The sequence below is a fragment of the Streptomyces sp. NPDC102490 genome, from assembly GCF_044765285.1.
GTDB lineage: Bacteria > Actinomycetota > Actinomycetes > Streptomycetales > Streptomycetaceae > Streptomyces.
This window is the reverse complement of record NZ_JBIWJU010000013.1, coordinates 301,579-312,527: the sequence shown is the minus strand read 5'-3', so window position 1 is coordinate 312,527 and position 10,949 is coordinate 301,579. Positions and strand designations below refer to the sequence as shown.

Genomic DNA, 10,949 nt, shown 5'->3' with positions numbered 1-10,949 from the left:
AAACGCCCGGTTACATTTCGAACCCGGAAGCTAAGCCTTACAGCGCCGATGGTACTGCAGGGGGGACCCTGTGGGAGAGTAGGACGCCGCCGAACAATCATTGAAAGGGCTGGTCCCGGAACTTCGGTTCCTGGACCAGCCCTTTTTTGTTTTGCTTTACTTCGAGTTCACGTTGCGCCCCGACCATCCCACATATGGGTACTGCAGCATTGCTCAGGGCCGCCGGCGTGGGCGTCGGTGACGAGGTCGTCGTCCCTGCCTTCGGGAACGTGGAAGTCGCCGAGGCCGTGGCCCAGGTGGGCGCGTCGCCGGTCTTCGCCGACATAGATCCGGCGACGTACTGCCTGGACGCCTCTCTAGTGGAGGCCGCGCTGACGCCTCGGACCGCAGCCGTCGTCGTCGTGCACCGGTTCGGGCGGCCGGCGGACATGGGCTCCCTGCACCGGATCGGGCAGCGGCACGGACTGCTCGTGCTGGAGCGGGGCGAGTCCGAGGTGCCGTACGAGGAGATAGCGCGGCGCAGGCAGCGGGCGGCCTACCTCGACGGGAAGTTGAGGGGCGTGCGGACCCCCGACGGGGGTGACGGCCACACCTATCAGCAGTACGTGGTGCGGGTGCCGGGCAACGGGCGGCCCGATCGCGACGCGTTCGCCCGTGCCGTGCGGGGGAGGGGAGTCGAGTGCCGGGTGCCGGTGAAGACGCCCGTGCACCGGATGCCCGGATTCCGGCGGTGTGTGTCCCTGCCGGAGACGGAGCGGGCCGTCGACGAGACGCTCGCGCTGCCCGTCGAAGCCGCGTTGACCAAGCGGGACATGCAGCGGATCGTGTCCGCCTGCAATGCGCTCGGAGGGCTGCTGCAACCCGCGCACTGAGAGAAAGGCCGTGGTTGGGAGCACCGGCTTGTTCGGGGTATGATCTATTCCGTTGCCGCGAGGGACACCTCGAAAAGCGACAGGCCCCTATAGCTCAGTCGGTAGAGCGTCTCCATGGTAAGGAGAAGGTCAACGGTTCGATTCCGTTTGGGGGCTCCAGCACGAAGGCCCCGCCCGAATGGGCGGGGCCTTTCGCATGTCCGGGGCCGGACCCCGGGCCAAATCCCGGGGCCCGCAGGCTAGTCCGCGTGGGGCTCCGGGACGCGCATCGCGAGAATCGCCATGTCGTCGGACGGGGCGTCGGACGCGAAGCGCTCCACTGCGCGCATGATGCGGGCCGCCACCGCGCCCGCCGTCAGACCCGTGCAGGTCGTGAGGACGTCGGCGAGGCCGTCGTCGCCCAGCATGCGGGTGCCCTCGCGGCGTTCGGTGACGCCGTCCGTGACACAGAGCAGGACGTCGCCCGGATCGAGGGTGACCGTCTGCTCGTACAGCTCCAAGTCCTCGATGACGCCGAGGAGGGGCTGCGGTTCGGCCGCCGGCTCCACCGTGCCGTCCTGGCGCAGGCGGAGCGGGAGCGGATGGCCGGCGCAGACCACCTTCAGCTCCGCGCTGCCGTCCTGCTGCGGGCGCATCTCGCCGTACAGCAGCGTGAGGAAGCGGCTGCGGGCGCCCTCGTCGAGGATGGCGGAGTTGAGGCGCTCCAGGACCGCCGGGCCGCTCAGGCCCTCGCGGGCGAGCAGACGCAGGGCGTGCCGGGCGAGGCCCGTGACGGCGGCCGCGTTGGGGCCCGTACCGCAGACGTCGCCGATGGCGAAGCCGTACGCGTCGTCGCTGATGGGGAAGAGGTCGTAGAAGTCGCCGCCGACCTCGTTGCCCTCGCCGGCCGCGCGGTAGATGACCTCGACCTCGACGCCGTCGATGACGGGCAGCTCCGGGGGCAGCAGGCTGCGCTGGAGGGACTGGCTGATGGCCGTGCGCTCCGAGTACAGCCGGGCGTTGTCCAGGGCCAGGGCGGCCCGGCGGGACAGGTCCTCGGCGAGTTCGAGGATCTCCTGGCGGAAGTGGTCGTCGGTGGGCTTGCCGAGGGTGAGCATGCCGATGACGCGGTTGCGGGCGACCAGCGGCAGGACGACGGTCTCGCCGCCGACCGCGGAGGCGGTGGCGAGGGACGGGCCGATGCCGGTGTTCATCGGCTGGGAGGCGCCGCCGCTCAGGCCCAGGTCGCGCATGGAGGTGCGCAGCGCCGCCTGGTGGGCCAACTCGGCGGGGGCCGTCCACACCCGTGCGCCCGGCGTGGGGACCGGGTCGGGCGGGGCGATCTTCGACAGCAGGGACTTGATGCCGTCGATCAGCTCCTCGTCCTCGTGCAGGACGTAGGACAGGTACGGGTCCGAGGCCTGGTCGGCGATCGTGTAGACGGCGCACCAGGTGGCCAGCGTGGGAACCGTCATCTGGGCCATGAGGGCCAGCGTCTGGTCGCGGTCGAGGGTGCCGGCGAGGAGGTCGGAGGCCTCGACGAGGAAGCTGAGCGAGCCGCGGCGCAGCCGCTCCAGCTCGCCGAGGCGGGCCGACTCGACGGCCAGCGCGATGCGGTCGGCCGCGAACTGGAGGCGCAGCGCCTCCTCGTTGGAGTACCGGCCGGGGGCCTCGGCGGCGACGCCCAGGGAGCCGGTGAGGCGGCCCTCGACCTTGAGGGGGACGGTGACGACCGAGCGCATGCCCGTGCCGTTGAGCAGCGGGACCGCGCCGGGGACGGACTCGAGGTCGTCGTGGACGGCCGGCATCCGCGCCGAGCCGTAGCGGCCGGGTCCGGCCTCCACGGGGACGCGGGCGAAACGCTGGCGGGCGGAGGGCAGGCCGGTGGAGGCGCGGACCTCCAACTCCGTTTCGTCGTCGGTCGCCAGGAGCAGGAAGGCGGCGTCGGCGTCGAGCATGTCGCGGGCGCGTTCGACCGTGCGCTGGAGGAGCCCGTCGAGGTCGTCCGGGGCGGGGGAGCCGATGAACACCTCGAAGGGGTCCGCGCTCTGGCCCTCGGAGGACGCCGAGTCGGAGGCCGGCACGCGCAACGGGGTCTGGAGCACCGCGCGTTCGTGGTCGCGGACCAGGAGGCAGACCGTGGACGGCTCGCCGTCGGAGTCGCGGACGCGCAGGTGGGAGGCGTAGACCGGGGTGACGCGGCCGTTGGCGCCCCGCATGCCGTAGCTGCCCTCCCAGCGGGAGAGCTGGAGCGCCTCGGCGATACCGGTGCTGGTGCCGGGGGTGTGCGGCCAGGCGGCGAGGTCGGTCAGGGGCTTGCCGGTGACCTGGTCGGCGGCGTAGCCGAAGAGCTCCTCCGCGTCCTCGTTCCACGACGTGACCGCGCCGGTGCGGTCGATCTGGACGACGGCGACGCGGACCCGGCCGTCGGCGAGCGGCAGCAGCGCGGCCGGGAGGGACGGGCCGGCCGCGCGGGTGCCGACCTGACGCTCGGGCAGATGGAGGTGGAACCAGACGTTCTTCAGCGTGGGCGTGTACTCCACGCCCCAGCGGTCGGCCAGGGCCGCGCACAGTTGGAGGCCGCGGCCGCCCTCGCGGTCGGGGCTGCCCATGTCGGCGGGGGAGCCCTGGAGGGGCACCTCGCGCTCCGGGTAGTGGTCGGCCACCTCGATCCGTACGCCGTCGTCGCTGCGCAGGCACAGGACGTCGGCGGTGGTGCCGGCGTGGACCACGGCATTGGTCACCAGTTCGCTGGTGAGCACCACGGCGTCGTCGACGATGTCGGCATGGCCCCAGCCCTGGAGCGTGTCGCGGACGAAGGACCGGGCGCTCGCCACGGATCGTCCGACGGGCTCGAAGCTGGCGGCCGCGCGCGCGGTGATCACAGAACTCCTCGACCCTCTCTCCCCGGGCACGGCCTCACGGCCGACCGGCTCGTGCCGCTGCTGCGGCAGTCCACCCGTCGGCCCGGGATCCGGGGGCTGCTCCCCCGGGATCAGTCCGGTGGTCATTCCGGCCGCCCCTCCGATGCCCGCTCGTCTCCGTGCCACCGCCCAGACCGGACGGACCGGTTTGGCTGGACAGCCGTATGCAAGGTTACTTACCTTCGCCGTCCATCCGGATGCCGGTCTGCAGTGTTTCCGCCCAGAGGGTGTGCGGACGATGTGCGAAGCTGCCGAACTGTTATGGCCTGGTTCGGCCGGGGTGAAACACTGGGCAGGCTGCTGGTGAAGGTCCGGGCAGGTGAATGCGCGCCGAGCCGGATGGGCAGCAGCCCTGGAAGCGGTCCGGCGCGCCGGGCCGGACCGCCGGGCAGTACGGGAAGCAAGCGGCAGAAACCGGTCCGCCGAGTGTGGGCGGCCGGGCACAGCGGTATCGGTCGACCCCTGCGGGAGGGACACAGTGGAGTCTGGCGCAGCGACGCGGGCCACGAAGACGCGCGCGAAAGGCGGACAGTCCCTGAGTAACCAGGGCACATCGCGGGGTGGCGGCGCGCGGAGCGGCAGTACGACGGTGGACACGGCCGCGCTGAACCGGCTGCTGGCGGCGCTGGTGTCCATGCGCGAGGGGAATTTCCGCCGGCGGCTCACGGTGTCCGGCGACGGCGTGATGTCGGAGATCGCGGCGGTCTTCAACGAGGTGGCCGACCGCAATCTGCACCTCACGGGTGAGCTGGCGCGGGTGCGGCGCGTGGTGGGACGTGAGGGAAAACTCACGGAACGCCTGGAGACCGGAGCCTGCGAGGGGTCCTGGGCAACCGCGATCGACCACTCGAACGCGCTGGTGGACGATCTCGTACGGCCCGTCTCCGAGGTCAGCCGGGTGCTGTCGGCGGTGGCGGACGGTGATCTGTCGCCGCGCATGGAGCTGCGGACGCAGAACGACGAGGGCACCGGGCAGCCGCTGCGCGGTGAGTTCCTGAAGGTCGGCCGGACCGTGAACAACCTGGTCGACCAGTTGTCGACGTTCACGGACGAGGTCACGCGGGTGGCCAGCGAGGTCGGCACCGAGGGCAAGCTGGGCGGTCAGGCCCGGGTGCGCGGAATGTCCGGTTCCTGGAAGGACCTGACGGACTCCGTCAACACCATGGCGTACCGGCTCACCGCCCAGGTGCGGGACATCGCGCTGGTCACGACGGCGGTGGCCAAGGGCGACCTGTCCCGGAAGGTCACGGTGCACGTGGCCGGGGAGATGCTGGAGCTGAAGAACACCGTCAACACGATGGTGGACCAGCTCTCCGCGTTCTCCTCCGAGGTGACGCGGGTGGCCCGCGAGGTGGGCACCGAGGGCGCCCTGGGCGGGCAGGCGCAGGTGCCGGGCGTGGCCGGGGTGTGGAAGGAGCTGACCGACTCCGTCAACACCATGGCCGGGAACCTGACGGCCCAGGTGCGGGAGATCTCCCACGTGACGACGGCGGTGGCCAACGGCGACCTGTCGAAGAAGGTGACCGTCCCGGCCCGCGGCGAGGTCGCGCAGCTCGCCGAGACGATCAACCAGATGACCGAGACGCTGCGGATCTTCGCGGACGAGGTCACGCGCGTGGCCAACGAGACCGGTGGCGAGGGGCAGCTCGGCGGGCAGGCGAACGTGCCGGGCGCGGCCGGCATCTGGAAGGACCTGACGGACTCCGTCAACACGGTCTTCCGGAACCTGACCACCCAGGTGCGGGACATCGCCGCGGTGACGACCGCCGTGGCCAGCGGCGACCTGTCGCAGAAGGTCACGGTGGACGTGGCCGGGGAGATGCTGGAGCTGAAGAACACCGTCAACACGATGGTGGACCAGCTGTCCGCGTTCGGTGCCGAGGTCACGCGGGTGGCCCGTGAGGTCGGTGTCGAGGGCGAGCTGGGCGGGCAGGCGCAGGTGCCCGGGGCGGCGGGGACGTGGAAGGACCTGACGGACTCCGTCAACACCGCGTTCCGCAACCTCACCGGGCAGGTGAGGAACATCGCCCAGGTGACGACGGCCGTGGCCAACGGCGACCTGTCGCAGAAGGTCACCGTGGACGTCTCCGGTGAGATGCTCCAGCTGAAGAACACCGTGAACACCATGGTGGACCAGCTCTCCAGCTTCGCCGACCAGGTCACGCGGATGGCCCGGGACGTGGGCACGGAGGGCCGCCTCGGCGGTCAGGCCCGGGTCGACGGTGTCTCGGGGACCTGGAAGGAGCTGACGGACTCCGTCAACTCCATGGCCGGCAATCTCACCTCGCAGGTGCGCAACATCGCGCAGGTGACGACGGCGGTGGCGCGCGGTGACCTGTCCCAGAAGATCGACGTCGACGCGCGCGGGGAGATCCTGGAGCTGAAGAACACCATCAACACGATGGTCGACCAGCTCTCCAGCTTCGCCGAGCAGGTCACCCGGGTGGCCCGTGAGGTGGGTACGGAAGGCCGCCTGGGCGGGCAGGCGCAGGTGCCCGGTGTCGCCGGTGTGTGGCGTGACCTGACCGACTCGGTGAACGGCATGGCCGGCAACCTCACCGCGCAGGTGCGCAACATCGCGCAGGTCGCCACGGCCGTGGCGCGCGGTGACCTGTCCCAGAAGATCACCGTGGACGCGCGCGGGGAGATCCTGGAGCTGAAGAACACCCTGAACACGATGGTGGACCAGCTGTCGTCGTTCGCCCAGGAGGTCACGCGCGTCGCGCGCGAGGTGGGCACCGAGGGCATCCTCGGCGGCCAGGCGGAGGTGCAGGGCGTCTCGGGCACCTGGAAGGACCTCACGCAGTCCGTGAACGGCATGGCCAACAACCTGACCATGCAGGTCCGCAACATCGCCGAGGTCACGACGGCCGTCGCCAAGGGCGACCTGTCGAAGAAGATCACCGTCGACGCCAAGGGCGAGATCCTCGAACTCGTCACCACCGTCAACACGATGGTCGACCAGCTGTCGTCCTTCGCCGAGCAGGTCACGCGGGTGGCCCGTGAGGTGGGCACGGAGGGCATCCTGGGCGGCCAGGCGAGCGTGCCCGGTGTCGTGGGCATCTGGAAGGACCTCAACGACAACGTCAACCTGATGGCCAAGAACCTCACCGTCCAGGTGCGGAACATCTCCCAGGTGGCCGCGGCCGTCGCCAACGGCGACCTGACGCGGACGGTGACGATCGAGGCCCGCGGCGAGGTCGCGCAGCTCGCCGACACCTTCAACACCATGGTGCGGACGCTGCGGTCCTTCGCCGACCAGGTGACCAAGGTGGCCCGCGAGGTGGGCACCGACGGCATCCTCGGCGGCCAGGCGCAGGTGCCGGGGGTGGCCGGCACCTGGAAGGACCTCACCGAGTCGGTGAACCAGATGGCGTCCAACCTGACCGGTCAGGTGCGCAACATCGCCATGGTCACCACGGCCATCGCCAAGGGCGACCTGACCAAGAAGATCGACATCGACGCGCGCGGCGAGATCCTGGAGCTGAAGACGACCATCAACACGATGGTCGACCAGCTGTCGTCCTTCGCCGAGGAGGTCACCCGGGTGGCCCGCGAGGTGGGCACCGAGGGACAGCTCGGCGGCCAGGCACGTGTACGGGACGTCGACGGCACCTGGCGGGACCTGACCGAGTCGGTGAACGAGATGGCCGGGAACCTCACCCGGCAGGTGCGTGCCATCGCGCGCGTGGCGACCGCGGTGACGCGCGGCGACCTGAACCTCAAGATCGACGTGGACGCCTCGGGCGAGATCTCCGAGCTCCAGGACTACATCAACAAGATGATCGCCAACCTGCGCGACACCACGATCGCCAACAAGGAGCAGGACTGGCTCAAGGGCAATCTGGCCCGGATCTCCGCGCTGATGCAGGGCCGCCGGGACCTCCAGGACGTGGCCTCGCTGATCATGAGCGAGCTGACGCCGGTGGTCTCCGCCCAGCACGGGGCGTTCTTCCTCGCGATGCCCCTGGTCGACGGCCAGGAGCAGGCGGGGGCCGAGGACGACGCGTACGAGCTGCGCATGCTGGGGTCGTACGGCTACTCGATGGGCTCCATGCCCACCTCGTTCCGGCCGGGGGAGGCGCTGGTCGGCACGGCCGCCGAGGAGAAGCGCACGATCCTGGTGGAGAACGCGCCGAGCGGCTACCTGAAGATCTCCTCCGGGCTTGGGGAGGCCCCGCCCGCGCAGGTGATCGTCCTGCCGGTGCTGTTCGAGGGGCAGGTGCTCGGCGTCATCGAGCTGGCCTCCTTCACCCCGTTCACGCAGATCCAGAAGGACTTCCTCAACCAGATCGCCGAGATGATCGCGACGAGCGTCAACACCATCTCCGTCAACACCAAGACGGAGGTGCTGCTGAGCCAGTCGCAGGAGCTGACCGAGCAACTGCGGGAGCGGTCGGAGGAGTTGGAGCAGCGGCAGAAGGCGCTCCAGTCGTCCAACGCCGAACTGGAGGAGAAGGCCGAGCTGCTGGCGCAGCAGAACCGCGACATCGAGGTGAAGAACACCGAGATCGAGGAGGCCCGGCAGGTCCTGGAGGAGCGCGCCGAGCAGCTCGCGGTGTCCATGCGCTACAAGAGCGAGTTCCTCGCCAACATGTCGCACGAGCTGCGTACGCCGCTCAACTCGCTGCTGATCCTGGCCAAGCTGCTCGCCGACAACGCCGACGCGAACCTCACCCCGAAGCAGGTCGAGTTCGCCGAGACGATCCACGGTGCGGGCTCCGACCTGCTCCAGCTGATCAACGACATCCTCGACCTGTCGAAGGTGGAGGCGGGCAAGATGGACGTCTCCCCGACGCGCATCGCGCTCGTCCAGCTCGTCGACTACGTGGAGGCCACCTTCCGGCCGCTGACCGCCGAGAAGGGCCTGGACCTGTCGGTGCGGGTGTCGCCCGAGCTGCCCGCCACGCTGCACACCGACGAGCAGCGGCTGCTCCAGGTGCTGCGCAATCTGCTGTCCAACGCCGTGAAGTTCACCGACTCGGGCGCCGTCGAGCTGGTCATCCGGCCGGCCCGGGACGACGTTCCGCAGGCCATCCGGGAGCAGTTGCTGGAAGCCGGTTCGATGTCCGACCCGGACGCGGAGCTGATCGCGTTCTCCGTGAGCGACACCGGCATCGGGATCGCGGCGAGCAAGATGCGGGTGATCTTCGAGGCGTTCAAGCAGGCCGACGGCACCACCAGCCGCAAGTACGGCGGTACGGGCCTCGGGCTGTCGATCTCGAGGGAGATCGCGCAGCTGCTCGGCGGTGAGATCCACGCGCAGAGCGAGCCGGGTCGCGGGTCGACGTTCACGCTCTACCTGCCGCTGCACCCGAGCGAGCTGCCCCCGCAGGGCTACCAGCAGCCGCTGCCCTCCGTGGAGGCCGGTGAGCTGCCGGCGTCCACGGGCGGCGCGGGCGAACGGTCGGACACGGAGTCCGAGACGCCGGCCGAGTCGGCGTCGTACCAGGACGCGCGGAACGGTGCGACGGCGCTGTTCCGACGCCGGCCCAAGGCGGCCGCCGAGACCGAGGACCGGCCCGAGCCGCAGGAGCGGCAGCCGGCCGCCGGACAGGAGACGGCACCGCGTTCCAGCCGGGGCATCCGGTTCGGCGGGCAGAAGGTGCTGATCGTCGACGACGACATCCGCAACGTCTTCGCCCTCACCAGCGTCCTGGAGCAGCACGGCCTGTCCGTGCTGTACGCCGAGAACGGGCGCGAGGGCATCGAGGTCCTGGAGCAGCACGAGGACGTGGCGGTCGTCCTGATGGACATCATGATGCCGGAGATGGACGGGTACGCGACGACCACGGCGATCCGCCGGATGCCGCAGTTCGCCGGTCTGCCGATCATCGCGCTGACCGCGAAGGCGATGAAGGGCGACCGGGAGAAGGCGATCGAGTCCGGCGCGTCCGACTACGTGACGAAGCCGGTAGACCCCGACCACCTGCTGACGGTGATGCAGCAGTGGATGCGCGAGGAGTGAGCGCGGGCAGCAGCCGGTGGCGGCGGCCGGAGGCGAGGGGCTCGCGGGAAGTGACCGGTACGTCCGGACGCCGGGCCCGTAGTACGTTCGGGCACGGTGTCCCCGTACGTACGGGCACCTTCCGTGCGGTCCGCTCGGGCGGTGTGCGAACGTGGGGTGTGTGTAAACGGCGGGAACCCGCGACGTGCACGCGGCGTCGCTGACTCAGCGTGCCCGAAGCCGTGTAGGAGTACGGGATTCGGGGAACCTTCTGGTCCCCCGCCGCGTTTCTGCTATGAGCACAGTGACATCACGGTGACAGGGTGTGGCGACAGGCGGGGTGCGGCTACGATGACCGGCACAAGGACGGACGGCGCAAGGGAGTCGTCCCCCGGGGCGGCACCCGCCGGTGCCGCGCCAAGTCCTGTGGACAGGGGAGGCCCCACGCCGGGGCGAGGAGGGCGGGCCATGGTGCAGAAGGCCAAGATCCTCCTGGTCGATGACCGGCCGGAGAATCTGCTTGCGCTGGAGGCGATCCTCTCGGCGCTCGATCAGACGCTGGTGCGGGCATCGTCCGGGGAGGAAGCGCTCAAAGCACTGCTCACGGACGACTTCGCGGTCATTCTGCTGGACGTCCAGATGCCGGGCATGGACGGTTTCGAGACCGCCGCGCACATCAAGCGGCGGGAGCGGACCCGGGACATCCCGATCATCTTCCTCACCGCGATCAACCACGGCCCGCACCACACCTTCCGCGGGTACGCGGCGGGCGCGGTGGACTACATCTCCAAGCCGTTCGACCCCTGGGTACTGCGGGCCAAGGTCTCGGTCTTCGTCGAGCTGTACATGAAGAACTGCCAGCTGCGTGAGCAGGCGGCCCTGCTGCGGCTCCAGTTGGAGGGCAACGGCAAGGCGGAGGCCGGCGAGGCCAAGGAGCCGGCCGGGCTGCTCGCCGAGCTGTCGGCGCGGCTGGCGGCCGTGGAGGAGCAGGCGGAGGCGCTGTCCAAGCAGCTCGGCGACGAGTCGACGGACGCGGCGGCGGTGGCGACGGCCGCCCACCTGGAGCGCAAGCTCACCGGGCTGCGGCGGGCGCTTGACGCCCTGGAGCCGGGCTCGTCCGGCGGCCAGGCCGCCGTCAACTGACGCCGCGCGTGCCCCTGGTGCCCGCGCGTCCCGCCGGGGCGGTCCGTGTGGCCGTCCGTGATGCGGCCTGTGCGGCGGTCCGTG

The 10,949-nt window shown here is 70.4% G+C and carries 4 protein-coding genes, 1 tRNA gene and 1 rRNA gene; 5 read left to right on the top strand and 1 reads right to left on the bottom strand.

What is annotated here, in order from left to right:
* The 3 genes from rrf to ACIRGB_RS29285 form a co-directional block, all read left to right on the top strand.
* Window positions 1-95: ribosomal RNA gene (gene rrf, locus ACIRGB_RS29295) — 5S ribosomal RNA — on the top strand; the annotation flags it as partial.
* Between the two features lie 114 nt (window positions 96-209).
* Window positions 210-872 carry a DegT/DnrJ/EryC1/StrS family aminotransferase gene (locus ACIRGB_RS29290; protein ID WP_403871405.1) on the top strand — a complete coding sequence of 221 codons (663 nt, stop codon included), beginning with the start codon at window positions 210-212 and terminating at the stop codon, window positions 870-872.
* Between the two features lie 83 nt (window positions 873-955).
* Window positions 956-1,031 (top strand) — tRNA-Thr (locus ACIRGB_RS29285).
* 80 nt (window positions 1,032-1,111) lie between these two features.
* On the opposite strand, the gene ACIRGB_RS29280 is transcribed toward ACIRGB_RS29285, so the two are convergent.
* Window positions 1,112-3,862, bottom strand: coding sequence for a SpoIIE family protein phosphatase (locus ACIRGB_RS29280; RefSeq protein ID WP_403871371.1), 2,751 nt, complete (start codon window positions 3,860-3,862; stop codon window positions 1,112-1,114).
* A gap of 391 nt (window positions 3,863-4,253) precedes the next feature.
* Between ACIRGB_RS29280 and ACIRGB_RS29275 the strand changes: the two genes are divergently transcribed.
* A complete protein-coding gene (locus tag ACIRGB_RS29275) occupies window positions 4,254-9,743 on the top strand; it encodes a HAMP domain-containing protein (RefSeq protein ID WP_403871368.1) in 5,490 nt (1,829 codons plus the stop codon).
* 447 nt (window positions 9,744-10,190) lie between these two features.
* Complete coding sequence (locus ACIRGB_RS29270; RefSeq protein ID WP_104631028.1) at window positions 10,191-10,865, top strand: two-component system response regulator; 675 nt, start codon at window positions 10,191-10,193, stop codon at window positions 10,863-10,865.
* Window positions 10,866-10,949: the final 84 nt, after the last annotated feature.

What these genes read in the sequence shown, in the direction of transcription:
- ACIRGB_RS29280 (WP_403871371.1), bottom strand. Translation starts at nt 3,862, where the DNA reads ATGACCACCGGACTGATCCCGGGGGAGCAGCCCCCGGATCCCGGGCCG.
- ACIRGB_RS29270 (WP_104631028.1), top strand. Translation starts at nt 10,191, where the DNA reads ATGGTGCAGAAGGCCAAGATCCTCCTGGTCGATGACCGGCCGGAGAAT.